Origin of the sequence: Myceligenerans salitolerans (genome assembly GCF_017349295.1) — a bacterium.
Taxonomy (GTDB): domain Bacteria; phylum Actinomycetota; class Actinomycetes; order Actinomycetales; family Cellulomonadaceae; genus Myceligenerans; species Myceligenerans salitolerans.
The window spans coordinates 149,374-173,671 of record NZ_JAFMPK010000044.1 but is presented as its reverse complement, the minus strand read 5'-3'; the positions used below and the strand labels follow the sequence as shown (position 1 = coordinate 173,671).

20 protein-coding genes are annotated in these 24,298 nt (G+C 72.0%); 12 read left to right on the top strand and 8 right to left on the bottom strand.

Going from position 1 to position 24,298, the window contains the following annotated elements; genetic code table 11:
- Positions 1–35: 35 nt before the first annotated feature.
- Positions 36–1,019: an LppM family (lipo)protein gene (locus J0911_RS11850; protein WP_207275645.1), complete on the bottom strand. Its 984-nt coding sequence runs from the start codon at positions 1,017–1,019 to the stop codon at positions 36–38.
- A 226-nt stretch (positions 1,020–1,245) separates the two neighbouring features.
- On the opposite strand from J0911_RS11850, the gene clpB reads away from it, so the two are divergent.
- Entirely contained in the window at positions 1,246–3,864 is a 2,619-nt protein-coding gene (gene clpB / locus J0911_RS11845; RefSeq protein WP_207275644.1) for an ATP-dependent chaperone ClpB, read from the top strand.
- Positions 3,865–3,969: 105 nt separating this feature from the next.
- Here the strand turns inward: clpB and pyrE are convergent, their stop codons facing one another.
- The 3 genes from pyrE to J0911_RS11830 all read right to left on the bottom strand — a co-directional run bounded on the left by pyrE (position 3,970) and on the right by J0911_RS11830 (position 5,915).
- Positions 3,970–4,545 carry an orotate phosphoribosyltransferase gene (pyrE, locus tag J0911_RS11840; RefSeq protein WP_207275643.1) on the bottom strand — a complete coding sequence of 192 codons (576 nt, stop codon included), beginning with the start codon at positions 4,543–4,545 and terminating at the stop codon, positions 3,970–3,972.
- Positions 4,546–4,595: 50 nt separating this feature from the next.
- Positions 4,596–5,363 carry an SDR family NAD(P)-dependent oxidoreductase gene (locus tag J0911_RS11835; protein ID WP_207275642.1) on the bottom strand — a complete coding sequence of 256 codons (768 nt, stop codon included), beginning with the start codon at positions 5,361–5,363 and terminating at the stop codon, positions 4,596–4,598.
- 105 nt (positions 5,364–5,468) lie between these two features.
- On the bottom strand, positions 5,469–5,915 hold the full coding sequence (locus tag J0911_RS11830; protein ID WP_207275641.1) for a rhodanese-like domain-containing protein: 447 nt from the start codon (positions 5,913–5,915) through the stop codon (positions 5,469–5,471).
- Positions 5,916–5,985: 70 nt separating this feature from the next.
- On the opposite strand from J0911_RS11830, the gene J0911_RS11825 reads away from it, so the two are divergent.
- The 7 genes from J0911_RS11825 (at position 5,986) to fbaA (ending at position 14,134) form a co-directional block, all read left to right on the top strand.
- Positions 5,986–6,960 carry a helix-turn-helix domain-containing protein gene (locus J0911_RS11825; protein ID WP_207275640.1) on the top strand — a complete coding sequence of 325 codons (975 nt, stop codon included), beginning with the start codon at positions 5,986–5,988 and terminating at the stop codon, positions 6,958–6,960.
- Between the two features lie 104 nt (positions 6,961–7,064).
- On the top strand, positions 7,065–7,931 hold the full coding sequence (locus tag J0911_RS11820; RefSeq protein WP_207275639.1) for an exodeoxyribonuclease III: 867 nt from the start codon (positions 7,065–7,067) through the stop codon (positions 7,929–7,931).
- A gap of 129 nt (positions 7,932–8,060) precedes the next feature.
- Positions 8,061–10,301, top strand: a complete 2,241-nt coding sequence (locus J0911_RS11815; protein WP_207275638.1) for a septum formation family protein — start codon at positions 8,061–8,063, stop codon at positions 10,299–10,301.
- Between the two features lie 113 nt (positions 10,302–10,414).
- Positions 10,415–11,143 carry a type III secretion system chaperone family protein gene (locus J0911_RS11810; protein ID WP_207275637.1) on the top strand — a complete coding sequence of 243 codons (729 nt, stop codon included), beginning with the start codon at positions 10,415–10,417 and terminating at the stop codon, positions 11,141–11,143.
- Between the two features lie 93 nt (positions 11,144–11,236).
- The gene (locus J0911_RS11805; RefSeq protein WP_207275636.1) at positions 11,237–12,190 is read left to right on the top strand and encodes a DUF368 domain-containing protein; all 954 of its coding nucleotides are present in this window, start codon (positions 11,237–11,239) and stop codon (positions 12,188–12,190) included.
- Positions 12,180–12,890: a TrmH family RNA methyltransferase gene (locus J0911_RS11800; protein WP_207275635.1), complete on the top strand. Its 711-nt coding sequence runs from the start codon at positions 12,180–12,182 to the stop codon at positions 12,888–12,890. The genes J0911_RS11805 and J0911_RS11800 overlap by 11 nt, the downstream gene beginning before the upstream one ends.
- 224 nt (positions 12,891–13,114) lie before the next feature.
- Positions 13,115–14,134, top strand: coding sequence for a class II fructose-bisphosphate aldolase (fbaA, locus tag J0911_RS11795; RefSeq protein WP_207275634.1), 1,020 nt, complete (start codon positions 13,115–13,117; stop codon positions 14,132–14,134).
- A gap of 66 nt (positions 14,135–14,200) precedes the next feature.
- Here fbaA and J0911_RS11790 read toward each other — a convergent pair whose 3' ends face one another.
- Positions 14,201–16,399 carry an ATP-binding SpoIIE family protein phosphatase gene (locus tag J0911_RS11790; protein WP_207275633.1) on the bottom strand — a complete coding sequence of 733 codons (2,199 nt, stop codon included), beginning with the start codon at positions 16,397–16,399 and terminating at the stop codon, positions 14,201–14,203.
- Between the two features lie 408 nt (positions 16,400–16,807).
- On the opposite strand from J0911_RS11790, the gene J0911_RS20345 reads away from it, so the two are divergent.
- On the top strand, positions 16,808–17,236 hold the full coding sequence (locus J0911_RS20345) for an STAS domain-containing protein (protein ID WP_307865050.1): 429 nt from the start codon (positions 16,808–16,810) through the stop codon (positions 17,234–17,236).
- A 40-nt stretch (positions 17,237–17,276) separates the two neighbouring features.
- Here the strand turns inward: J0911_RS20345 and J0911_RS11780 are convergent, their stop codons facing one another.
- Positions 17,277–17,672, bottom strand: a complete 396-nt coding sequence (locus J0911_RS11780; RefSeq protein ID WP_207275631.1) for an STAS domain-containing protein — start codon at positions 17,670–17,672, stop codon at positions 17,277–17,279.
- 117 nt (positions 17,673–17,789) lie between these two features.
- On the opposite strand from J0911_RS11780, the gene J0911_RS11775 reads away from it, so the two are divergent.
- From J0911_RS11775 to purD, 3 genes are all read left to right on the top strand, one after another.
- Entirely contained in the window at positions 17,790–18,278 is a 489-nt protein-coding gene (locus J0911_RS11775; protein WP_207275630.1) for a DUF3151 domain-containing protein, read from the top strand.
- Between the two features lie 86 nt (positions 18,279–18,364).
- Positions 18,365–19,663 carry an adenylosuccinate synthase gene (locus tag J0911_RS11770; RefSeq protein ID WP_207275629.1) on the top strand — a complete coding sequence of 433 codons (1,299 nt, stop codon included), beginning with the start codon at positions 18,365–18,367 and terminating at the stop codon, positions 19,661–19,663.
- A 24-nt stretch (positions 19,664–19,687) separates the two neighbouring features.
- Positions 19,688–20,983: a phosphoribosylamine--glycine ligase gene (gene purD / locus J0911_RS11765; protein WP_207275628.1), complete on the top strand. Its 1,296-nt coding sequence runs from the start codon at positions 19,688–19,690 to the stop codon at positions 20,981–20,983.
- A gap of 139 nt (positions 20,984–21,122) precedes the next feature.
- Here the strand turns inward: purD and J0911_RS11760 are convergent, their stop codons facing one another.
- Both J0911_RS11760 and J0911_RS11755 read right to left on the bottom strand, forming a co-directional pair.
- Positions 21,123–22,919: a glycoside hydrolase family 6 protein gene (locus tag J0911_RS11760; RefSeq protein WP_307865049.1), complete on the bottom strand. Its 1,797-nt coding sequence runs from the start codon at positions 22,917–22,919 to the stop codon at positions 21,123–21,125.
- A gap of 175 nt (positions 22,920–23,094) precedes the next feature.
- The gene (locus J0911_RS11755) at positions 23,095–24,237 is read right to left on the bottom strand and encodes a LacI family DNA-binding transcriptional regulator (protein WP_207275627.1); all 1,143 of its coding nucleotides are present in this window, start codon (positions 24,235–24,237) and stop codon (positions 23,095–23,097) included.
- Positions 24,238–24,298: the final 61 nt, after the last annotated feature.

Here is a 24,298-nt window from a genome sequence, read left to right as displayed (position 1 = left end):
CGGTGCCGGCGCGCCCCCGTGCGGCGAGTTCCAGGTCAGTCGGACGTGGACGCGGCGGACGTCGTGTCGCCCGTCGACCCGGTGCTTCCGTGGTCGGGAGAGGACGGCGTGTCGGCGGGCGTGGCCGTGGGCTTCGGGCTCGGCGTGTCGGCCGGATCGGCCGTGTCCGCCGGATCGGCCGGGTCGGGGCCGTCGGTGGCCGTGCCGGCCACGCCGGCCGTGCCGGGCGTCGTGCCGCCGTCGTGCGCCGGCTCCGAGGCGGGGGCCGCGGCCGTACCGGACCGCGCGCTCTTGCGGGCGGCACGTCGGCCGAAGAAGATCCCGAGCGCCACCAGCACCGCCGCGCCGAGCGCCGCACCCACGCCGATCGTGAGGTTCCGGATCAGTTCCTCGCGCTCGGCCGCCGCCTTGGCCTCCGCCGCGGCGCGGGCGATCTCGTCCAGCTCCTCCTGCGTCAGTGCGCTCGCGCGGGCCTCGAGGGCCAGCGGGGCACCACCGGTGGACTCCCAGGTCACCGTGGTTCCGTCGGCCTCGCCGTTGGTGTAGGAGACGGGCCCCGGGAAGGTGATCGCGACCTCGTAGTGCATCGCCTCGAGCATGGCGTCGAGTTCCGGGACACCCGACTCACCGGCCTCGTCGAGCTCACCCTCCTCGATGATCTCGCCTTCGACCACGAACTCGTCGTCCTCACGCTCGACCGTGATGTCGAGGGTGTTCTCGAGCTCGCGCAGCGGGGTGTCCTCGAACGTGGCGGTGAAACCGGAGTAGCCGTCCTCCGCGTAGGGCGTCGTCTCGTACTCGGAGGCGTCGACCGAGCCTTCCGTCATCCCGGCCAGGAACTCCTCCGGCGGCACGTCCATCTGCTGGAGGATCTCGTCGGAGAAGGCGATGACGACATCGCCCGAGAAGGTGTCGTCGCCGTTGAGCGCGACGTCGGCGTCGAGTTTGACGCAGCCGGTCAGGGCCAGGGTCGCCGCGACGGTGGTGATGCCGATCGTGGTCCGGAGTGCGTGGTTCACGGGCCGAAGTCTGCATGACATAAGTCGCGCCGCCGGGCGATATCAGAGCTTGTGGCTGGATTGTGACCTGAGTTCACCCGCTTCGGCGCGCGCACGTGTCGGGTGACGCGCTCAGGTTGAGCGGAATAGACTCAACTTTGAGATGGTTGGACCGGACGCCGTCGGGCCCTGGCTCGGCGGACCGGTCACACGGCAGCGGACAGGCGAAACGGCGGACGGAGGACCCATGGAGACGAAGTTCACGACGAGGTCGCAGGAAGCGATCGGCGACGCCCTGCAATCGGCGTCCGCCGCGGGCAACCCCCAGCTCGAACCGGTCCACCTGCTCACGGCGCTCCTGGCGCAGCAGGGCGGCGTCGCCGTCGGCCTGCTCGAGGCCGTCGGCGCCGACACGGCCACGGTCGGGCAGCGGGCTCGCGCCGCGCTCGTGGCACTGCCGCAGATCAGCGGCGAGAGCACGGCACAGCCGGGAGCGAGCCGCGCCATGGCGGGCGTCCTCGACCTCGCCGGCAAGGAGGCCCAGGCGCTCGGTGACGAGTACGTCTCCACCGAACACCTGCTCATCGGCATCGCCGCCGGGCAGTCACCCGCCGCCCAGATGCTGTCCGACGCCGGAGCGGGCGCGGACGCCCTGCGCGCCGCCCTCCCCGCCGTGCGCGGCTCCGGCCGCGTCACCAGCCCGAACCCCGAGGGCACCTACAAGGCGCTGGAGCAGTACGGCACCGATCTCACGCGGCGCGCGCGGGACGGCGCCCTCGACCCGGTGATCGGCCGCGACGCCGAGATCCGGCGTGTCGTCCAGGTCCTGAGCCGCCGCACCAAGAACAACCCCGTGCTGATCGGCGAGCCCGGCGTCGGCAAGACCGCCGTCGTCGAGGGACTTGCCCAGCGCATCGTCGACGGCGACGTGCCCGAGTCCCTCAAGGGCAAGCGCCTCGTCGCCCTCGACCTCGCGGGCATGGTCGCCGGCGCGAAGTACCGCGGTGAGTTCGAGGAGCGGCTCAAGGCCGTCCTCGAGGAGATCACCGCCTCCGACGGCGAGGTCGTCACCTTCATCGACGAGCTGCACACCGTCGTCGGCGCGGGAGCGGGCGGCGAGGGCGCCATGGACGCGGGCAACATGCTCAAGCCCATGCTCGCCCGCGGCGAGCTCCGGATGGTCGGAGCCACCACCCTCGACGAGTACCGCGAGCACATCGAGAAGGACCCCGCCCTGGAGCGGCGGTTCCAGCAGGTGTTCGTCGGCGAGCCGTCCGTCGAGGACACCGTCGCGATCCTGCGCGGTCTCAAGGAACGCTACGAGGCGCACCACAAGGTGACCATCGCCGACAGCGCACTCGTGGCCGCCGCGGCGCTCTCCGACCGCTACATCACCGGCCGCCAGCTCCCCGACAAGGCGATCGACCTGGTCGACGAGGCCGCCTCGCGCCTGCGCATGGAACTCGACTCCTCGCCGGTCGAGATCGACGAGCTGCAGCGTGCCGTCACCCGGCTGGAGATGGAGGAGGTCGTGCTCTCCGACTCCGAGGACGCCGCCTCCCGCGACCGGCTCGACAAGCTGCGCGCCGACCTCGCCGACAAGCGGGAGGCGCTCGCGTCGCTGACCGCACGCTGGGAGGCGGAGAAGTCCGGCCGGAACCTGATCGGCGACCTGCGGGCCAAGCTCGACCAGCTGCGCACGGACGCGGACCGCGCCGAACGCGAGGGCCGCTACGAGGACGCCGGCCGCCTGAGGTTCGGCGAGATGCCGGTCGTGGAGCGGCAGATCGCCGAGGCCGAGGCCGTGGAGGCCGAGGAGACGGCCGAGGGCGCCGCGCACGCCGAGGCGCCGCTCGTCGCCGACAAGGTGTCGGCCGACGAGATCGCCGAGGTCGTGTCCGCGTGGACCGGCATCCCCGCGGGACGCCTGCTCCAGGGCGAGCAGGAGAAGCTCCTCCACATGGAGGAGGTGCTCGGAAGGCGCCTGATCGGCCAGAGGTCTGCCGTCGCCGCCGTGTCCGACGCCGTCCGGCGCTCGCGGGCGGGGGTCGCCGACCCCGACCGTCCCACGGGCTCGTTCCTGTTCCTCGGGCCCACCGGCGTGGGCAAGACGGAGCTGGCCAAGTCGCTCGCGGACTTCCTGTTCGACGACGAGCGCGCCATGGTGCGCATCGACATGTCGGAGTACGGCGAGAAGCACTCGGTCGCGCGCCTCGTCGGCGCGCCCCCGGGATACGTCGGGTACGAGGAGGGCGGTCAGCTCACCGAGGCGGTCCGGCGTCGTCCCTACTCCGTCGTGCTCCTGGACGAGGTGGAGAAGGCGCACCCCGAGGTCTTCGACATCCTGCTCCAGGTGCTCGACGACGGGCGCCTCACGGACGGTCAGGGCCGCACCGTGGACTTCCGGTCGGCGATCCTGGTGCTGACGTCGAACCTCGGATCGCAGTTCCTGGTGGACCCGACGCTCGACGAGACGGCGAGGCGGGACTCCGTCATGACGGCCGTCCGCGCCGCGTTCAAGCCGGAGTTCCTCAACCGGCTGGACGACGTCGTCATCTTCGACGCGCTCACTCTCGACGAGCTGGGCCACATCGTGGACCTGCAGGTCGACGCCCTGGCGAAGCGCCTGGCGGACCGGCGGATCCTTCTGGAGGTCACCCCGGCGGCCCGCGAGTGGCTGGCGCTCGAAGGCTACGACCCGGCCTACGGCGCCCGGCCGCTGCGCCGGCTGGTGCAACGAGAGATCGGCGACCGCCTGGCGAAGCGCCTGCTGGCCGGGGACGTCGCGGACGGCGACACGGTCGCCGTCGACCGCGTCGACGGCGAGGACGGGCTCGGCCTCACGACCGCACGGGTGCCCGCCTGAGCCGACCCCAGGGCTGCCGGCGAGCCGTGGGTCCGTCGGCAGCCCGTGGCCGGCGGTCCTGCGTCGGCCGGCGAGCGGCCACCGGCCTTCGCCGGTGCACCGTGCTCATGCCAGGCCCAGGTCCTCCAGGCCGATCGGGAAGTGGTACCCGAGGCCGAGGGCCTCGATCTTCTGCTTGGCGCCGGTGTCCCGGTCGACGAGCGTGGCGACGCCGGCCACCTCCGCGCCCTCGGCCCGCACCGCGTCGACGGCTTGAAGCAGGGACCCGCCCGTCGTGGTCGTGTCGTCGACGACGACGACCCTGCGCCCGGCGATGCCCGGACCCTCGATGCGCCTCCCCGTGCCGTGCGACTTGGCCTCCTTGCGGATCACGAACGCGTCGAGGTCCTGCCCGCGCGACGCCGCTGCGTGCAGCAGCGCGGTGGCGATCGGATCCGCGCCCATCGTCAGCCCGCCGACGGCGTCCACCTCCGCCGTCCCGAGGCCCGCCTCCTCCAGGTGGTCCAGCAGCACGTGCCCGATCAGCGGGGCGGCTCGGTGGTGGAGCGAGACCCGGCGCAGGTCGACGTAGTAGTCCGCCTCGCGACCAGAGCTCAGGGTCACCTTGCCGTGCACGACGGCGAGTTCCCTGATCAGCTCGATCAGCTGCTCGCGGGGAGTGGGGGAGAAATCAGCGCTCACGGGAGCAAGCCTACGTGGCGGCGCTCCCGGCAGTACCACCGGTCAACGCCTCAGCGGACCTTGCCCACCGCCCGGACCGCCCAGCGCGGCGCGGCGCGCAGCAGCGCCGACGCCACCTTGTAGCGGACCGAGGGAGTCGAGATCACGACCCCGCGACGCACGTCGGCGAGTGCCTGCTTGACCACCGGCGGAGCGTCGAGCCAGGCCCAGTCCGGGATGGCGGTCTCAGGGATGCCCGCGCGCTCGTGGAACTCGGTATGCGTGAAGCCGGGACACAGCACCGTGGCGGTGACGCCTGTCCCCTTCAGATCGACGGCGAGGCCTTCGGTGAACGACCGGACGTAGGCCTTCGCGGCCGCGTAGGTGCCGCCCGCGGTGAGCGCGGCGACGGAGGCGACGTTGAGGATCGCTCCGCGTCCGCGTGGCACCATCTGGTGGACGGCGGCGTGGCTGAGGCGCACCAGCGCACGGATCATGACGTCGATGCCCCGCAGCTCGCTGCTCGCCCGGCCGCGCGTGAAGTCGCCGGGGGTCGCGAACCCCGCGTTGTTGACCAGCAGGCCGACGGGAGCCGGTCCTTCGTGGGCCCCCGTGGCGGCCAGGCGGTCGGCCACGCGCTCGACGTCGTCGGGGACCGCCAGGTCCGCGGGCAGGACCTCGACCTCCACGCCGGCCACGGTCCGGATGTTCTCCGCGATCTGGTTCAGCCGTTCCTCGTTCCGCGCCACCAGCACCAGGTCGTGCCGCGCCGCGGCGAGCTGCCATGCGAACTCGAGTCCTAGCCCGGCGGACGCGCCGGTGATCAGTGCGGTACCCATGAGGGGCAGCGTAGATGCTGTGGCCGAGGAGGGCCGGAGCGTGCGGTCATACGGGTTCGTCACCTGCCCCGCCGGCCGCACGACCCGTCCTGGTGCGCCCGGGCCTCAGGCCGGGTGCGGTGGGGCGCTCAGGGGGTCGGGGTCTGGCTCGACGCGGCCGGTTGCCGTGTCGTACGCGAAGCCTTCGCGGACCCAGTACTCGAAGCCGCCGAGCATCTCCTTGACCGCGTAGCCCTGCTGCGCGAGTTCGTGGGCGGCCTTGGTGGCGGCGTTGCAGCCCGGGCCCCAGCAGTAGACGACGACGGGCCGGTCGCGGGGGACGGTCTGCTCGGCACGCAGGCGGATCTTGCCGCCGGGCAGGTGCACGGCGCCGGGGAGATGCCCGGCGTCCCAGGCTTCCGGGGGCCTGACGTCGACCAGCGTGAACTCCGTGCCGCCGTCGAGCGCGGCGCGGACGTCGGCCACGTCCGTCTCGAAGGCGAGCCGGGCGCCGAAGTGCGCGACGGCGGCCGTGCTGTCGTAGGTGGCGGTGAGGTCCGCGGTGATCGTCATGCCTCGATCCTCACACCGGGTCGCCCGCGGTGGGAGGGGCAGGAATGACTGGTATCGCTAAGATCCTGCCATGGACGCCGTCGCCGCCCCGGCTCGCCCGCATCGTGTCGCCACCCTGGTCACCGAGGGCATGGCGCCGTTCGAGCTGAGCTCCGTGGTGGAGGTGTTCGGACTGCCTCGTCCCGAGGTCGAGGGCTCCTGGTACGCGCTGGACGTGTGCAGTGACCGGCCGGGCGTTCCGCTGCCGATGACGGGCGGCTTCTCCCTGTCGGCGCAGCACGGTCTCGACGTGCTCGCGGGTGCGGACACCGTGATCGTTCCCGCCGTGGTCGATCCGCGCTCCGGCCCCGGGGACGAGGTCGTCCAGGCGATCCGCTCGGCCCACGCACGCGGGGCTCGGGTGGTCTCGATCTGCTCGGGTGCGTTCGCTCTCGCGGCGGCCGGCCTGCTCGACGGGCGCGAGGCGACCACGCACTGGCGGTACGCGGGACTCCTCGCCGAACGCTTTCCCGCCGTGTCGGTGCGCCCCGACGTGCTCTACGTGGACCATGGGGACGTCCTGACCAGCGCCGGCAGCGCAGCCGGCCTCGATCTCTGTCTTCACCTGGTGAGAACGGACCACGGCCCGGCGGTGGCGAACACCGTCGCTCGCCGTCTCGTGGTCCCGCCGCACCGGGAGGGCGGCCAGGCTCAGTTCATCGAGTCGCCGGTGGTCCCCGTCGAGGCGCGCGACGACGTCGGTGAGGTGCTCGTCTGGGCGCTCGACCACCTGGCGGAGCCCATCACCGTCGACATGCTCGCCGAGCGGGCTCACCTGGCACCGCGCACGTTCGCGCGGCACTTCACGCGCCGCACGGGGACGTCACCGATGCGCTGGCTCATCACCCAGCGGGTCCAGGCGAGCCTTCCGCTCCTGGAGGCCGGGGAGTCGGTGACGCGGACGGCCGCGCTGGTCGGTTTCGAGAGTCCGGTGACGTTCCGCCACCACTTCACGCGCGCGATGGGCACCAGCCCGGCCGGGTATCGCCGGGCGTTCCACGGGTAGGTATTCCGCCACCGTCGGCCGGTCCGGTTCCGGTTCCGGTTCGGTTCGGTTCGGGGCAGGATCGTTCCGGGGCCTGGTGCCGCCGGTCGCGTAACCTGGCCCGCGTGCGGATCGCCACGTGGAACGTCAACAGCCTTCGCGCGCGGATCGACCGCACCCTCGCGGTTCTCGAACGCTGGGACCTCGACGTCCTGGCGATCCAGGAGACGAAGTGCCGCGACGAGCAGTTCCCCGTCGGCGCCTTCGCCGACGCGGGGTACGAGGTGGCGCACACGGGCCTGAACCAGTGGAACGGCGTCGCGATCGCCTCCCGGGTCGGGCTGACGGATGTCGCGACGTCCTTCCCCGGCCAGCCAGGATTCCTGAAGCCGGAGCCGGGCGGACACGGAGACCAGGACGCCGAGCTGCCCGCGGCTTCGGCCCCGTCCGCGCCCCTGCTGGACCTGGAACCGCCGCCCGAGGCTCGCGCCATCGGCGCCACCTGCGGGGGCGTGCGCGTCTGGAGCCTGTACGTGCCCCACGGCCGCGCGCTCGACGATCCTCACTACCGGTACAAGCTCGGCTGGTTGGAGCGGCTGCGGGACGCCGCGCGAGGCTGGGCGGCCGAGGAAGGCGCCCAGGTCGCGCTCCTGGGCGACTGGAACGTGATCCCGCGGGACACGGACGTGTACGACGTCGCCGACTTCGCCGGGAAGACCCACGTCTCCCCGCTGGAGCGCGCCGCGTTCGAGGCCTTCGCCCCGGCGGGGTACACGGAGGTCACGCGCGAGCACGTACCGGCCGAACACACCTACACCTACTGGGACTACCAGCGCCTCGCCTTCCCGCGGAACAAGGGGCTTCGTATCGACTTCGCCTGGACGACGTCGACCGTGGCGCAGCGGGTCCGGGGCGTGTGGATCGACCGTGAGGAACGCAAGGGCAAGGGCGCCAGCGACCACGTGCCCGTGGTTCTCGAGCTGGCCGACTGACAAACAGGCGACTGCCGCGGGGCCCGCCACGGCCGCGCCTCGCAGCGGCCATGGGGAGATCTGGTGTGATGTGGCGGGAGTCACCCGTAGATTCACCCGATCGGAGCGGAAATCGATAGGTTGGCCCCCATGACGTCGCCCGACCAGCCCGAGGTCAACGAAGAGGTCAACGAACCGGAGGAGCCGACTTCGGCCGGCGATCCGGTCGAGGCTGCGGGAACGAGCCGGACGGAGACCGGCGAGGAGGCCGGCGACCAGGTCGACGGGGACGACGCCGGGGACGAAGCCGTCTCGGCGGCTGTGACGGAGCCTCACGAGGACACGGACGGTGCCGGCTCGGCAGCGGACGGCGAGGGCCCGGGAGCCGCCGCGCCGTCGGACACCGATGCGACGGAGTCGGCCGTCGACGCCGTCGTGCGTGCCGATGCCGACGGCGTACCGAGCGCCGGCGAGGGCACACCCGCTCCCGGGGAACGGGCCGACGGCGCACCGCCCGCCCGGGCACGGCTGTCGGCACGACGTCCCGGCGGCACCGCCGGGCGGCCGCAGCCGCGGGTGGAGTCGGAGCCGCGGGTGGAGCCGCAGCCTCACGCGGAGCCGCAGGGCGAGGCTCAGCCCGCGCCCGATGCCGACGCGCCGGGGGGCGCGGCGGCCGCGGAGCCCGGCTCCGGGCGGGCGGGTCAGGCCGCCGCCTCCTTCGAGGATCTCGCCCTGCTCGCCATCTCATCGGCACATGGCTCCGGCTCCGGTCCCCGCACGGTCGCGCAGCCCACCGACGGCGACGGCAGGCCGCCGGAGCCCGAGGGCTCTCCCGCCGGGACTCCGGAAGCCGACGCGGCGGACGCCGGCGGACACGGTACCGAGGGCGAGGACTCGCCCCAGCCCCGGCTCCAGCCTGAGACCGGGGCGACGTCCGAAGCGGGGCCCGAACCCCGGGGTGCGACCACGCCCGGGGCCGAGACCGGGACAGCGGCCGAGACCAAGCCCGGACCCGGGCCCGTGGCCGCACCCGGGACCGAGGTCGAGAGCGAGGCCGAGCCTGCGACCGAGGTCCGGCCTGAGCCGCGAACCGCGACCGAACCCGAGGCCGAGGCGAAGCGCACCGGGGCCGAATCCGATTCCGGGACCACCGGTGCCAGGGCCGGAACCGATTCCGAGACCACCGGTGCCGGGGCCGAATCCGACTCCGACCTCACCGGTACCGCGGCTGAACCCGAGGCCGAGTCCCGGGCCGCGACGGAAGCCGGAAGCGGCTCCGGTTCTCGGCCCCAGCCGGAACCGGGGCCGAAACCGCGAACGGCACCCGCATCCCATGGTGCAGCGACACCCGAGCGGTCCGCGGATGACCAGCCCGCGGTGGCGGCGGAACCGCCGGCCACCGGCATCTCCACCGAACCGAGCGAGCCCACCGGACCGGCCGAGCCGGCCGAGCCCACCGCATCGGTCGAACCGGGCGAGCCGGCCGAGCCCGCCGCACCGGTCGCACCGGCCGAGCCCACCGGACCGGCCGAGCGGGCCGAGCCTGCCGAGCCACCGGCGCGGTTCGGGACGCCGCCGCCTCCCCCCGTCGCGCCCGGCGAGCCGGAGTTCGCGCCGCCGAGCGGCCCGTGGCCCGTGGCTCGGCCAGGTACGCCGTCCCCGTACGCGCCCGTACCTCCGGCCGGGCAGGTGCCACCACCGCCACCGCCCCGGACCTCGCCGCCACCGGCACCACCCGGACAGCCGTCGTTCCCGTCCACCGACGCGGGCGCTCCGCCGTCGCCCGGCGCGTTCACCCGGCAGACCGAGTTCCCGCCGACATGGGACCAGTCGCAGGACTACGCGTCCGGGACCTCGTACGCGGGGTGGTACCCGGCCGACATCGCCGCCGCCAAGAAGCGCCGGCGGAGGAGGCTGGGACTGGTCGGCGCGGGCGCCGCGGTCGTGGTGGTGATCGCCGTCGTCCTCACGGTCATCGGGAACACCGTGACCCAGCGCGGGTGGGAGCCGGTCGCGCCCGACATCGCCCAGGCCCGGGAGGTGAACTCGGTGCAGCTCGTCCTCGGGTCGTGCATCGACAAGATCCCGCTCGACGGGGAGGTGGACAAGGTGCACGTGGTCCCCTGCGACACACCGCACGAGGCTCAGGTCGTGGGCCGCACCGACTTCGGCCAGGATGCCCTGTGGCCGGGCGACGGGACCGCGGGCCGGAAGGTCGCCCAGGTCTGCGGTGCCAAGCAGCTGAACGCGGAGGTACGCGGGAGCGAGCAGGTGCAGCGGCTGCGCTACGTGGTCTGGACCCCGACGGAGTCCTCCTGGGACGACGGCGACCGGGTCGGCCTGTGCGTCGCGGTGAGCGACACGGCTCTCACGCGGTCGTTGCTGGACTGAGGCCTCGACGGCGTTTGTCGAGGCCCTACAGCCGCGCGTGACGTACGTGGAGGACCTGCACTGATATTGCCGCAGGTGAGGACATGGGACTCGCTTGACGATACATTTACGCCATGGAGCCTTTTGTCCTATTCCTGGCCGTGGCTGTGGTGCTCGTCGGCGGCATCCTGATCACGCGGCCGCTGCGCGATCGTCGTCGTGTGAAGGACATCGCGGAATGGGCCGACATGAACGGGTGGGAGCGGCCGGAGGCCGAGTCCGACCCGGACCTGCCGCGCCGCTGGCAGGGCGGGCCGTTCCTGCAAGGTGTCTCCCAGCCGGCCACGGATGTGCTCTACGGCGAGGTCTCGGGGCACCGCATGATCTCGTTCACCCATACGTGGCGGACGGGCACCTCGGAGTCGAGGTTCTCCCGCAAGCGCTACGCTCACGTGATCGCGCTCGACGAGGAACCGTCGGAGCCACGCCTGGAACTCACACCCGAGGGCTGGCGGGACAAGCTGCAGAAGGCGTTCGGCGGTCAGGACGTTCAGGTGGGCAACCCGGCCTTCGACGACGCCTGGCGGGTTCGCGCGTCGGACGACGGGTTCGCACGCCGCGTGCTCGACCCGCGCTTCATGTCGATGCTGATGCTGCCCGACTACCAGACCACCCGGATCCGCGTGGACGGCCCGTCGGTGATGCTGTGGACCTCGGGACGCACGAGCGCGGAGAACCTCGCCCAGCTGTCGACCCGGCTCGTCGAGGTCGCCCGCCTGACGGTGCCCTTGGAGAAGGGGCAGCCGGTTTTCGAGCAGGGCGGGGACATCGATCTCCCCGGGATGGGCTTCGAGAAGATCTGAGAGCCGCTCCGGAGCCGGGTTACCGGCGCCCCACGACCGCGCGGGGCAGGTCTTCCACCCTGGGTGTCGGACGAGGCCAGTACGCTGCGTGTCGTGACTACCCAGCACGAGGCATCGTCCCCTCGCCACGCCACCTCGTCCACGAGCCGTGCCACCTCGTGGTCGTCCGCTCCGTGGAACGCGGTGCGCGGAGGGCTCGTCGGCGCCGCCGAGTCGGTCCCCGGCATCTCGGGCGGCACCGTCGCGCTCGTCGTCGGCCTGTACGACCACCTCATCGACGCGGCGAGCCAGCTCGTCCACGCCGTCCGCGAACTCGTCACCGGGATCTTCCGCGGGCGTGGTGCGGGCGCCGGGCTGCGTGCGCTCAAGGAGATCAACTGGGCGCTCCTGGTTCCCGTGCTGATCGGCATGGTCGTGGTGCTGCTGCTGTCCCTCAAGCTGATCGCCCCCCTGCTCGAGTCGAACCCGGTACCGACACGTGCCGTGTTCTTCGGCATGATCGCGGTCAGTATCGCGGTGCCGCTGCGCATGATGCCGCGCCGGTTCGGCCCTCTCGAGGCCGCACTCTTCCTCGCGGGCGCCGTCGTGGCGTTCGTGCTGACCGGTCTGCCGGAAGCGCAGGTCGGCGAACCCGAGCTCTGGTACGTGTTCATCGGCGCGGCCCTGGCGATCAACGCCCTGGTGCTCCCGGGCGTCTCGGGTTCCTTCCTGCTGCTGGTGATGGGCCTGTACGTCCCGGTTCAGCAGGCGCTCGAGGCGCGCGACCTCGGGTTCGTCGGGGTCTTCCTCCTCGGCGCCGTGGTGGGACTCGGCAGCTTCGTCAAGGTGCTGCGCTGGCTGCTGCACCACCGCCGCCAGGGCACGATGGCGGTCCTGGCCGGCCTGATGCTGGGCTCGCTGCGTTCCCTCTGGCCGTGGCAGAGCGAGTCCAACGAGCTCCTCGCGCCGACGGGGTCGGTCGCCGGCCCGCTGCTGCTCGCGCTGGCCGGTGCGGGCATCGTGCTGGTCGCGGTGCTGTGGGAGTCCCGGGTGGCTCGTGACGCCTGACCCGGCGGGCGCGGCGTCCGCCGAGGGTGCCGCGGACGGGCCCGCCGCCGTCGGCGTCGGGCCGTGGCCCGGCGGCCCCGAGGCGTGGCCCACGGTGGACGACGGCGACGGGCCACGCCCTGACCCCCGCTACGACCCCGAGCTGCTCGCCGCCGGCGACCGGCGGAACGTCGCGGACCACTACCGCTACTGGACGGTCGACGCGATCGTCGCGGACATGGACGCCCGCCGGCCGGCGGACCGGCAGCTCCACGTCGCGATCGAGAACTGGTCCCACGACCTGAACATCGGGTCGGTGGTGCGGACCGCCAACGCGTTCAACGCCGCCGGCGTGCATGTCGTGGGACGACGGCGGTGGAACCGCCGCGGGGCGATGGTCACCGATCGCTACCTGCACGTCCACCACCACCCCGACGCGCGCACCCTGGCCGGCTGGGCGGCCGGTCCGGAGCCTGCCCGCGGCTCCCGCCTCCCGGTCATCGGGATCGACAACGTCCCGGGGTCCGTGCCGATCGAGGGGCATCCCCTGCCGCCGCGTTGCGTCCTGTTGTTCGGACAGGAGTCCACGGGACTGACCCCGGAGGCGCAGGACGTGTGCGACGTCGTCCTGCACATCACGCAGCACGGTTCCACGCGCTCCGTGAACGCGGGGGCCGCGGCGGCGATCGCCATGTACGCGTGGGCCGCCCGGCACCTGTGACGTGTCCGTGGCGCCATCGTCCCGGGTGCCCGGCCCTCGGCCTTGCACGCGGCCGTGCCGCTGGCCGGCGCGAGAGGTGGCCGGGAACCGCAAACCGCGGCCGGGGTTCTTGTCGTGGACGGTCACGACGCGGTGCCCCGGCGTGCATAAGATCGTGGGTGCATACCCGGGCGGACCTGGAAGCGACGGCCGCCCACACCACGAGCCACTTGGAGCTGGAGCAGATGCCCATCGCAACCCCCGAGGTATACGGCGAGATGATCGACCGGGCGAAGGCCGGCAAGTTCGCCTACCCCGCGGTCAACATCACGTCGTCGCAGACGATCACCGCCGCCCTGCGTGGCTTTGCCGAGGCGGAGTCGGACGGCATCATCCAGGTGTCGGTCGGTGGCAGCGAGTACGGCTCGGGCGCCACGGTCAAGGACCGCATCGCCGGATCGCTCGCGCTCGCCGCGTACGCGACCGAGGTCGCGAAGAACTACCCCGTGAACATCGCGATCCACACCGACCACTGCGTCAAGGAGAACCTCGACTCCTGGGTGAGGCCGCTCCTCGCGATCGAGGCGGAGCAGGTCAAGAACGGCCAGAACCCGACCTTCCAGTCGCACATGTACGACGGCTCGACCGTGCCCCTCGACGAGAACCTCGTCATCTCCGCCGAGCTCCTCGAGCTCTCGCAGGCCGCGAAGACGATCCTCGAGATCGAGGTCGGCGTCGTGGGTGGCGAGGAGGACGGCCACGAGGCCGAGATCAACGAGAAGCTGTACACCACCCCCGCCGACGGCCTGGCCACGGTCAAGGCGCTCGGCGCGGGTGAGAAGGGGCGGTACCTGACCGCGCTGACCTTCGGCAACGTGCACGGTGTCTACAAGCCCGGTGCGGTCAAGCTGCGCCCGTCGATCCTCGCGGACATCCAGAAGGCCGTGGGCGACGAGATCGGCAAGGAGAACCCGTTCGACCTGGTCTTCCACGGTGGTTCCGGGTCGACCGAGGCGGAGATCGCCGAGGCGGTCGACAACGGGGTCATCAAGATGAACATCGACACCGACACGCAGTACGCGTTCAGCCGCCCGGTGGCCGACCACTTCTTCAAGAACTACGACGGCGTCCTGAAGGTGGACGGCGAGGTCGGCAACAAGAAGGCGTACGACCCGCGCGCGTGGGGCAAGCTGGCCGAGGCCGGTATGGCCGGCCGCATCGTCGAGGCCTGCCGGCAGCTGCGGAGCGCCGGCACCAAGATCTGAGCCGGAACGTGCCGGGGGCGGCGGTGACCGGCCGCCACCCCGGCACGGCCACGGGTTCGGCGTGAGCTACTTCGCCTGGTCGCGGAGCTTCGCCCACACCAGCTTTCCCGTGCCGGACGGACGCCAGCCCCATTCGGCCAGGCGGTCCACGATCTGCATGCCGAATCCGCCCAGCCGGTTCGGATGTCCGTCCGTCGCGACGGGGGGCGCCGGGTTGGAGTCCTCGACCTCGATCCGCAAACCCTCGCCGGTGTCGTAGAGCCGCAGGGCGATGTGCCCCCATCCGTGCAGCACACCGTTCGCCACCAGCTCCGACACCACCAGCTCTGCCTGCGCGGACTCCTCGATACCCCAGGCCTGACAGGTGCGGAGCACCGCGTGCCGGGCCCGCCCGATCGACGACGGCTCGCTCGGCAGCATCCAGCGCCGCCACCGCGGCGACAGCGTCGGCTGAGCCCGGTCACCCTCGGGATCGGGAACCCGCACGACGACGATCGCGACGTCGTCCTCCGGCTTGTCGGCCAGCCGCGCCAGCAGCTCCTCGCCCACCCCCGCCGCGTCCTTCGCCTGGATCGCCGCGGCGGTCTCCAGCAGTGCCTCCAGCCCCAGGCGCAGAGGCCGGTCGCGCCGCTCGATCAGCCCGTCCGTGTAGAAGAGCAGGGTGTCGCCCGGGCGCAGGTCGTGCGTTCCCGTGGTGCGCTCACGGGACCCGAAGCCGACCAGCGCACCCCCGCCCTGGTCCAGGGTGATGACCTCGCCGCCACGCAGCAGCAGGGGCGGGAGATGTCCCGCCCGGGAGTACTCGATCGCCTGGCACTCGGTGCCCTTCTTGCGCAGTGCCGCGTACACCATGCTGGCCGAGCGCGGGATGCCCATCCCGGCGACGAGCTGGTCGACCTTCTCGAGCACCTGGCCGGGGGAGAACAGCTCGAACGCGTACGACCGCACCACGGAGCGCAGCTGCCCCATGGTGGCGGCGGCCTCGACGTCGTGCCCGACGACATCGCCGATGACGAGGCCGACGACCTCGGTCGAGATCTGCAGGATGTCGTACCAGTCGCCACCCACCTGGGCGTGCTCGGCGTTGGGCGCGTAGTAGGTCCACACGTCGAGGCCGGGCACGTCGGCCTGCTCCGGCAGCATCGCGCGCTGCAGGGTCTCGGCGAGCCGGTGCTCGCGGGCGTACAGGCGGGCGTTGTCGATCGCGTTCCCGGCCCGGCGCGCGACCACCTCGAGCACCCCACGGACCTCCTCGGACTCGTCGGTGCCCTCGTAGAACAGCACCTCGTCCGCACCGGCGTCGGCCAGCCACACCACCAGCAGGCCCAGCGTGCTCTTCCGCCCGGCCACGGGGTGCACGACGACGCTGCGGGGAACCCCGCCCATCTCGTCGGTGAGGCGCCGGTTCAGCTCGCGCTGCAGCCAGCCGGACGCGGAGTACTGCGCGTGCGGGATGTCGAGATGCAGGGTGACCGGCTCGTCACCCTTGCCGTCGAGAAGGTCCTGGACGTTGTCGACCACCTCGAGAAGCCGGCCCGGGGCCACCGTCGTCGCGTCACCCGCGGAGGTGGTGTCACCGAGCTGGTCCTGGACACCGCGGTGCGGGCCGCCGCGCGACTGGTCGTCCCCGGCGACGTACCGGGCGTGCCGCCGGCCGCGGCCCGACGGCGGGTTCGCGACGTCGATGCCCTCGGCGGGCTTGAGGCCGTCGTCGTTCACGTAGAAGCCGGCCCACTTCACGACGTGGCCGAGCAGCTCGGCGATGTCGCGCAGGACGTACGGGTACTCGAGGTCCGCCAGCAGCTCCGTCGTCTGCGCGATGAGGTCGCTGTCCTCGCGCTGCCGGTTCTCCATGGCGAGGCTGGCGAGCTGGGCCGCCTGGCGCTCCATGTGCTCCGACACGTCCACGCTGATCCCGATCCAGTGCGTGACGCGGCCGTGATGGGCGGCACGAGCCGGGGTGAGGGTGAGCTGTACCCACCCGGACATCCCGCCGCGCAGGGCGGAGCGCGCCATCGTCTGCACTTCCTCGCCCGCGGCCAGGTGCTCCCGCAGCCTGTCGACGTCCTCAGGGTCGCCGAGGCGGTCGCCGAGTACCGAGAGTCTGCGGCCGGCGAGGTCGGTGAAACGCACGTCGGCGTATTTCTCGAATGCCTCGTTGGCCCACAGCAGTGGTAACCCGTCCTCGAAGGCACCCGTGAGAAAGACCGGCACCCCGATGCTCGCGGCGCCGCGCAGCACCAGGTCTCCGACGGACGGCGGCATCGGACGGCGAGCCTGCGGTGGATCGCCACGACGAGGGGCGGCGAGCGGTTCGTCATGGCCCGGAATGTCCGGTGAGACCGAGTTCTCCTCAACGGGCGACGTCGCGTCCGGGGCCGACGAGTTCGGGTTCACGGCCGAGTTCATCGGGCCGGCGGGAAGCGGGGGAACGCGCGGTGTGCGACCCTGACCTGGGCCGTCAGGGGGGACCGACCAGGACATGTTGCCTATCATCCTCGTCCCCCTTTCGACAATCTCTGCGTTGCCTCTGTTCCAACAGGACATTCAACCGTAGATTGGGACAGTCCGAGAGGTGAACGCCCGACCTCTATCATCTCAATGACATATCAGAGCCGATGGCAGCCCAGCCAACAGCGTGAGACCGCAGCCGATCGCCTCGGAAGGAGAACCGTGCAGGACGACCGCAACGACTCGACCCGCGAACCGCAGGCCGCGGGTCCGCGCGACCAGGCTGCCACCCCGCCGGCGCCGCAGGACGCACCAGGCCATCCTGACCTGGGTGAGCCGGCGAGCGTCCACGTCCTCACCGTCGACCAGCGTTCGCGGCTCGTGCTCGCCGGGGAGATCGACGCGAAGATCGCGGGCGACCTGCAGAACGCCATCAGCGAGGCCGAGGGGTCGCGACTCCCGGTCGAGATCGACGCCCATCACGTCACGTTCATGGACTCGTCCGGCGTGGCGTTCCTGGCCCGGCTCGCGAGCCGGAGCCCGCACAAGGTCCGGGTGCTCCGCGCCCCGCCGACCGTCCGTTTCCTGCTCGAGGTGACGCGGATCGGTGACCTGCTGGAGATCGTCGACGAGGACCTGGCGACGAACTGACGGTGTCTTCCCGAGCCGCCGGGCTCCGCCGCGCAGCCTGCTACATCGCTCGGCGGTCCACCCTGTCCGCGGCGATCATCCGTGGCGTGACGACGTGAAACCCCGTGGCCGGCGTCGCCGGTTCGCACCGGTGCTCGTTGTCGATCCGGAACAGGTCCATCGCACCGCACACCTCGAGGACGAAGAGGTCCCGCTCGTCGGCGCCGCGGATCACCGTCGCGCCGCCCCGCTTCGCGCCGGAATCCGCCAGCGAGATGAGGAACGCCGCGCCGGTCGAGTCCATGAAGGTGACCCGGCACATGTCGATCACCAGGAGTTGACGGCGTAGACCGACGACACGAGCCGCGATGCCTGGAAACTGGTCCCGTTCCTGCAGGTCGAGCTCTCCGGCGATCACGAGAGTCGTCGTCGTCGGTGACGTCGCGATCTCGATCATGTTCACGAGAGTAACCACAGATCGCCGATCGCACCGGCTGAGTGGAAGGATTCGCCCGGATCGGACCCTTCCGGGAAATATGGAACAGTCCGGGGCCGGAGAGGGGAGAATGTCCTCATGAGCCATGACAACCTGCTCGCGGGCCCTGCCCCGGTCGAGCTTCCCGACGACTTCCCCGACGTCCGCACCGGTCTCGCCGCCGGTGACGATCCCGCTGCCGTGGCGGCACGCCACCCCGCGTCGTCCCTCGCCTGGGCCGTCCTCGCCGAGCGCGCCCTCGCCGCGGGCAACACCGTGGGCAACGATGCGGGCAACAGTCCGGACGGCACGGGCAACACGCCCGCCGGGGCTGTCGAGGCGTACGCGTACGCGCGAACGGGCTATCACCGCGGCCTGGACGCCCTGCGCCGCGCCGGGTGGCGCGGCCAGGGTCCGGTCCCCGCCGCACACGTGCCGAACCAGGGCTTCCTCCGAGCGCTGCTGGCCCTCTCCGACGCCGCCGGCCTGATCGGCGAGACGGAGGAACGCGACCGCTGCCGCCAGTTCCTCCTCGATTCCGGTACGTCCGCGGACGAGGTGCGGGCGCTGGCCGGCGCACGCGGCTGACGCGGCCATGCCCGTCCTTCGTCGATGTCGGCCGTCGCAGGTAAACTCGCCGTCGCTCAACAAACTCCCGAGAAGGTGGGAAATCCATGCCAGGCGTGGTGCTCGTCGGTGCCCAGTGGGGCGATGAGGGCAAGGGGAAGGCAACCGATCTTCTGGGTTCGCGTGTCGACCATGTGGTGAAGTTCAACGGCGGGAACAACGCCGGCCACACCGTCGTCATCGGCGACGAGAAGTACGCGCTGCACCTGCTGCCGTCCGGCATTCTGTCGCCGGGCGTCACGCCGGTGATCGCGAACGGCGTCGTGGTCGACATCGAGGTCCTGTTCGAGGAGCTCGAGGCCCTCGAGGCGCGTGGCGTGGACGTCTCGCGGCTGCTGGTGTCGGGCAGCGCGCACGTGATCGCGCCCTACCACCGCACCATCGACAAGGTGACCGAGCGGTTCCTGGGCAAGCGCAGGATCGGGACCACCGGCCGCGGCATCGGTCCCGCCTACGCGGACAAGATCAGCCGTGTGGGCCTGCGGATGTGGGACCTGTTCGACGAGAAGATCCTGCGCGCCAAGATCGAGGGCGCGCTGGACCAGAAGAACCACCTGCTCGTGAAGGTCTACAACCGCCGTGCCGTGGACGTGGACGAGACGGTCGAGGAGCTGCTGAAGCATGCCGAGCGCCTGCGCCCCATGGTCGCCGACACGTCGGTGGAGCTGAACCGGGCGCTGGACGAGGGCAGGAACGTGCTGTTCGAGGCGGGCCAGGCGACGATGCTCGACATCGATCACGGCACCTACCCGTTCGTCACGAGCAGCAACGCGACGGCGGGCGGGGCGGTCACCGGTTCGGGCGTCGGCCCCACGCGGATCGACTCGGTGATCGGCGTCGTCAAGGCCTACACGACACGTGTCGGCGAGGGGCCGTTCCCCACGGAGCTCTTCGACGACAAGGGGGCGTTCCTCGCCAAGGCCGGGCACGAGTACGGCACCACGACGGGCCGCCCGCGCCGGTGCGGCTGGTACGACGCGGTCATCGCCCGCTACGCCTCGCGCGTCAACGGCCTCACGGATCTCGTGCTGACGAAGCTCGACGTGCTGACCGGCCTGGAGAAGGTGCCGGTCTGCGTGGCGTACGACGTCGACGGTGTCCGGCACGACGAGATGCCCACCGACCAGACGGCGTTCCACCACGCGAAGCCGATCTACGAGGAGCTCGACGGCTGGTGGGAGGACATCTCGGGCGCCCGTACGCTCGGCGACCTCCCGCCCGCCGCGCGTGCGTACGTCGACGCGCTGGAGCAGCTGTCCGGCACGCGGATCTCCGCGATCGGCGTCGGGCCGGCGCGTGACGCGATCATCCCGATCCACGACCTGATCCACGCGCGCGGACACTGAGCCGCGTCCCTACACTGGAGCCCCGTGAAGATCCTCGTCGTCGGGCCCGGCGCCCGTGAGCACGCCATCGTCCACGCACTCACCGCGGAGGCGGCGAGCGGCGAGGCCCACGAGATCCACGCCGCGCCCGGCAATCCGGGTATCGCCGCGGAGGCCACGTCTCACGCGGTCGATGCCGAGGACGGCGCGGCCGTCACCGCCCTCGCCCGCGAGATCGGTGCGGACCTCGTCGTCGTCGGGCCGGAGGCCCCTCTCGTGGCGGGCGTCGGGGACGCCTTGCGCGAGGCCGGGTTCCCCGTGTTCGGTCCTGGCGGTGAGGCGGCGCGCCTGGAGGGCAGCAAGGCGTTCGCCAAGGACGTCATGGCCGCGGCCGGCGTGCCGACCGCGATGGCGCACGTCTGCACCGACCTCGACGAGGTGGCCGCCGCCCTGGACGCGTTCGGGGCTCCGTACGTCGTGAAGGACGACGGTCTGGCCGCGGGCAAGGGGGTCGTCGTCACCGAGGACAGGGGTGCCGCGCTGGAGCACGCGCGCCTCGCGCTCGACGCCCACGGCGGTCCCGGCCGGGTGGTCGTCGAGGAGTACCTCGACGGGCCCGAGGTCTCGCTCTTCTGCGTGTGTGACGGCGTGACCGTCGTTCCCCTCGCGCCCGCCCAGGACTTCAAGCGGGTCTTCGACGGCGACGAGGGGCCGAACACCGGTGGGATGGGCGCGTACAGCCCCCTCCCGTGGGCGCCCCCGGGCCTCGTGGACGAGGTGGTGTCCCGTGTCGCGCGGCCTACCGTCGAGGAGATGGCACGCCGTGGGACTCCGTTCAGCGGCGTCCTCTACTGCGGCCTCGCGCTCACGTCGCGCGGCATACGGGTGGTCGAGTTCAACGCGCGCTTCGGGGACCCGGAGACCCAGTCGGTGCTGGCACGCCTCGTGACGCCGCTGAGCCGGGTGATGCTCGCCGCCGCTCGTGGCGAGCTCGCCGACCTGGAACCGCTGCGCTGGCGCGACGAGGCGGCGGTCACGGTCGTGGTCGCCTCCGCCGGCTACCCGGCGTCGTCCCGGAAGGGCGATGCGATCACGGGGATCACGGACGCGGAGGAAGTGGCCGGTGTGCACGTCCTGCACGCCGGCACGGGGCTGTCCGACGACGGGGAACTGGTCTCGGCGGGAGGCCGGGTCCTGTCGGTCGTCGCCCTGGGCGTGGACCTCACCGGCGCTCGTGACAAGGCCTACGAGGCAGTCGCGAAGATCTCTCTGGCAGGATCCCAGCACCGTACGGACATCGCGGCCAAGGCGGCCGCCGGGACCCTCACGGTGCCCGCCTGAGGCGAGCCCGGTACGGGCCCGGGCACGCCCTCGGACCCGTCGGTCCCCGGCGGGCACGTGCGAGACAGGATCTCGTCCCGCGTGCCCGCCGGGGACCGACGGGTCCCTCATGCCGGTGCGACAGGGTGTCAGACCTGGATCAGGAACACGTCACCGCGGTCGAGCTCGGTGCGGTGCCGTTGGCGGTGAAGCCGAAGGAGGTCGACTGGCCGGCGTTCAGCGTGCCGTTCCAGCCGACGTCGCTCGCGGTGACGGTGGAGCCGTTGACGGAGTAGTCCGCGTTCCACAGGCTGCCGATCGTCGTGCCCGTGGGCAGTGTGAACTGGGTGGTCCAGCCGCTGGTGCCGCCCGAGCCGCCGGTGACGGTGATCTGGCCCTGGAAGCCGCTGCCCCAGTCGTTCACCACCTCGAGCGTGGCCACGCAGTCACCGGTGCCCGGGTCGTCGGTGGGGTCGTCGGTGGGGTCATCGGTCGGATCGTCGGTCGGGTCATCCGTCGGGTCGTCGGTCGGGTCGTCCGTGGGGTCGTCCGTCGGGTCCGGGTCGGGACCGCCGTCGCCGATCGGCGGGTAGGCGTTCGCCACGAGCATCTCGAACTGGTCCTGGAACCACCAGCCCGACAGCGGGGCGTTCGGCAACGCACCCGTGTAGGCACCGCCGAGCTTGTCCGCCTGGTAGGTCGGGTCGCACATGCGGTCGAAGCTCTTGCCCTCGTCGTTCGGGATCTCCTCGGAGGCCCCGTCGGACTCGCCCGGCGGCTTCACCCACACGAAGGCGTGCAGGTGCGACTCCGCGTAGCCGGACGGCGACACGGTCGGACGCTCGCCGATGCCGGCGCCGTCGGGGTTGCACCAGGCACCGCGGTGGGTGCGACGGTCCACGCGGGACTCGTTCACGTAGGTGTTGAGATCGCTCGACGACGACACCGACGTCGGGCGCTCCGATCCGCCCCAGCCGTTACGGGACGTGTCGATCAGCATGCCGATGCGGGATGGAGCGCCCTGGGCCACCATCCGGTCGTACAAATCCGCGGTCCAGTCGATCTCGTCGAAGTCCGGGTTCCACTCGTAGTACTCCGCCGAGCGCACCTGACCGCTCCCGACCTGCAGGTTGGGGTTGGTGAGGAACGGCTCCTCGAGCGGCGTCGAGTTCGCCGTGTTGGTGACGAAGCCCGCCACGGCGTCCCAGCCGTAGGTCGAGCCCTCGACGACGCTCGCGAACTCCTGCGCGCTGCCGCTCGCGTTGTCCGGCCAGCCGAGCCAGCCCGAGTGTGCCGCGTCGATGTACGAGTAGACGTTGCCGACCTCGTGCAGCCGGTCGAGGGCGTACCGCACACCTTCGCGGTAGTACGGCGCCGCCTCCTGGCACGGCTGGTGGGACATGTTCGTCACCATGTTGGGCAGTGAGTCGGGCTCGATCACTGCCGAGATCCGCAGGTTCTCGTACTCCGGACGGTCGAGGATCTCGACGATCGCGTCGATGTACTCGGTCTTGTAACGCTCCATGCCCTCGTCCGTGGCGGGCAGTTCGCCGTTCGACGCCAGGGCGAAGCAGTCGCGGCCGGGCAGGTCGTAGATGACGATGTTGAAGACCAGCGGGCTGCTGCCGGCCTGCGCGACGGCCTGGTCGAGGTGCCATTCCAGACCGTGCTGCCGGTCGATGCCCTCAATGGCCTGGATGCGGTCCATCCACACGAACGTCGGCTCGTCCGCGATCGCGCGCATGTCCTCGCCGAGCGAGCCGCCGGCCACGTCGGCGGCCTCCAGAACATCCTCACGCCAGTCGGGGTTGACGTACTGCGTGGCCCCCTCGTAGGGGTTGCCCACTGCCGCGGTGGCGGACGGCGCGGCCGCCAGAGCCACCAGAGCCGACGCGGCGACCAGCGCCCCCGTCGCTCCGGCCGCGACTCCCGCGCGCACCTTCTTCTCTCGTTGCACGATGCCCTCCCGGGTCGTCCTGTTCGCACGCGCCGGCCGGCCCTCCTTCGCGGTGGGGCCGGTGGCGCGCGCACCCCGCAGGCCTTTCTGCGGTGGCGGGTGAATCGTTGCCCGGGCGATGACTTGGACGACACCAAACGAATCGTTTAACAGGAGACCGCTCTCTGGCGGTGGCTCACCTCGGATCCGGGGGAGCCGTGGAACCGCGCACCACCAGCCCGCCCGCGGCGACCGTGACGGACGGTGGCGCCTTCTCGTTCGGCGCCCCGTCGGCGCGCAGCACGCCGAGCAGCGCCTGCCCGACGGCTTGACCGAGACGTTCCACCGGATACGGCACGGCGGTGAGCGACGGTGTCGTGAGCCGGCACGCGGCGGCGTCCGTCCCGGCCACCACGGAGAGCTGCCACGGTACGGCGATCTCCAGCCGCCGCGCGACGTCGAGCACGACGCCGGCCGTGACGTCGTCGTCGGTCACGACGGCGGTCGGGTGGCTGCCGGAGGAGAGCAGCGAACCGACCGCGGCCGCCGCCCGGTCGACGCCGTCGCCCGTGACCGCGTCGAAATCGATTCCGGCCTTGCTCAGCGCGCCGGCGAGAGCCGTGGCCCGGCGGCGGGTCGCCAGGAGGCCCTCGGCTCCGGTGAGCATGGCGACCCGGCGGTGCCCCAGATCGGCGAGAAACTCGCCGACCTGCGCGAACGCCGTGGCGTCGTCGAACACGACGCTGCGCCAGGCTGGTGGTGCGGGTACGGACGGGTCGCCCACCATGACCGCCGGCGCGGGCAGGTGGCGCAGGGCGGCGAGGCGGGCGTCGTCGGACCGCAGGCCCGTCACGACGAAGCCGGCGTAGCGGCGCTCCGCCCACCAGCGGCGCATCAGGTGCGCCGCCTGCTCCACGGTGCCCGCCGTGTGCACGGCCAGGGTGACGCCCGCGTCGTCGAGCACCTCGGACGCGGCGGTGACGAGGTCGAGCGTCGACGCGGCCCGGGACCCGGCGGCGCCGTCGTGCACCGCCACGAGGGCGGCGGCGCCCGGGCCGGCGCGCAGCGAGCGCGCCGCCGTGGCGGGCCGCCAGCCGAGCTCGTCCGCCACCCGGAGCACACGCTCCCGGGTGACCTCCGCCACCCCGCGCCGACCGTTCAGGGCGTACGACACCACGGCCGTCGAGACGCCCGCCGCGCGGGCGACGTCGACGATCGTCGGTCGCCGCTTGCCCTCGCCCGAGCGCGGCCGGCCGCCCCGGGGTGAGGCCGGGATTCCACCCTTGCCGGTCGAGTTATCTGGATCTTCGTGATGATTCGGTCGCGCCGTCGAGACCATTCCCGTAGCATGCCCTGTTAGCCCATACTTTGCACAGCGTCGACGAGGACGGGGTGTGAGC

Bases quoted from the DNA above. Each gene is read 5' to 3' on its own strand.
- clpB (WP_207275644.1), top strand. From the start codon at position 1,246: ATGGAGACGAAGTTCACGACGAGGTCGCAGGAAGCGATCGGCGACGCC.
- J0911_RS11835 (WP_207275642.1), bottom strand. From the start codon at position 5,363: ATGGGTACCGCACTGATCACCGGCGCGTCCGCCGGGCTAGGACTCGAG.
- J0911_RS11830 (WP_207275641.1), bottom strand. From the start codon at position 5,915: ATGACGATCACCGCGGACCTCACCGCCACCTACGACAGCACGGCCGCC.
- J0911_RS11825 (WP_207275640.1), top strand. From the start codon at position 5,986: ATGGACGCCGTCGCCGCCCCGGCTCGCCCGCATCGTGTCGCCACCCTG.
- J0911_RS11815 (WP_207275638.1), top strand. From the start codon at position 8,061: ATGACGTCGCCCGACCAGCCCGAGGTCAACGAAGAGGTCAACGAACCG.
- J0911_RS11810 (WP_207275637.1), top strand. From the start codon at position 10,415: ATGGAGCCTTTTGTCCTATTCCTGGCCGTGGCTGTGGTGCTCGTCGGC.
- fbaA (WP_207275634.1), top strand. From the start codon at position 13,115: ATGCCCATCGCAACCCCCGAGGTATACGGCGAGATGATCGACCGGGCG.
- J0911_RS11790 (WP_207275633.1), bottom strand. From the start codon at position 16,399: ATGCCGCCGTCCGTCGGAGACCTGGTGCTGCGCGGCGCCGCGAGCATC.
- J0911_RS11780 (WP_207275631.1), bottom strand. From the start codon at position 17,672: ATGATCGAGATCGCGACGTCACCGACGACGACGACTCTCGTGATCGCC.
- J0911_RS11775 (WP_207275630.1), top strand. From the start codon at position 17,790: ATGAGCCATGACAACCTGCTCGCGGGCCCTGCCCCGGTCGAGCTTCCC.
- J0911_RS11770 (WP_207275629.1), top strand. From the start codon at position 18,365: ATGCCAGGCGTGGTGCTCGTCGGTGCCCAGTGGGGCGATGAGGGCAAG.
- J0911_RS11755 (WP_207275627.1), bottom strand. From the start codon at position 24,237: ATGGTCTCGACGGCGCGACCGAATCATCACGAAGATCCAGATAACTCG.